We start from the raw sequence: 742 nt of genomic DNA, 5'->3' as shown, positions 1-742 counted from the left end.
TCCGGAAACGGCTGACCCATCTGCCCGCGCTGCGGGAGATCGGCTTCTCCGCCAACAGGCGCCTGTTGGGTGCCCAACGACTCAGCCACAACCCGATCCGCGCCGCCGAGGCGTTCACCGCCGTGCATGACCCGATCGTCGCCGATGACGGGCAGCGAACCGCCGGGCTCCGTCTGGGCGACCGCCGCGCCCACGCGCTGCTGCAGGCCCTGCTGGTGTTCCGGCTGCTTCCGCACGGGCTGCGCAACCGGGACCTGCGCGGCCTGCTGGCCGGGCTGCTCGGCAAGCCACCCGACCAGATCAGCGCCGGTCAGGTCAGCTATGACCTGCGCCGGCTGCGCGCCCACGGCTTGATCAGCCGTATCCCCGGCAGCCACCGCTACCGCGTCACCGACGTCGGGCTGCACCACGCCATGCTGCTCAGCCACGTCCAGACCCGACTGCTGCAGCCCGGGCTCGCCCAGCTCGCCGATCCCGACCCACCGGCGCCCAGCACGCTGCGCACCACCGCCCGCAGCTACCAGCGCGCCCTCGACCAACTCACCCAGGACGCCGGATTCGCCGCATGACAGCAAACATGACTCGATCAAACCGACTTCGTCGGCGCTAGCTCACCTAGTGCGGTGACCACATACGTTCGCCGGTTGTGGTCATGCTGCGGTGGTGCGGGGTCGGCCCCAGCGTTGTTGACGTTCGCTGCGGACGCGGGCGCGTTCGCGGCGTTGGGCGGCGAGGACGTCGG

1 protein-coding gene is annotated in these 742 nt (G+C 70.9%); it reads left to right on the top strand.

Annotated elements, in window-relative coordinates; all coding sequences use genetic code 11:
• A partial coding sequence (locus tag KME75_RS42135) for a hypothetical protein (protein WP_219420677.1) occupies positions 1 to 569 on the top strand: 569 nt, incomplete at its 5' end.
• Positions 570 to 742 lie beyond the last annotated feature (173 nt).

The sequence above is a fragment of the Pseudonocardia nigra genome (assembly GCF_019396355.1).
GTDB lineage: Bacteria > Actinomycetota > Actinomycetes > Mycobacteriales > Pseudonocardiaceae > Pseudonocardia > Pseudonocardia nigra.
This window is presented reverse-complemented; position numbering and strand designations above follow the sequence as displayed.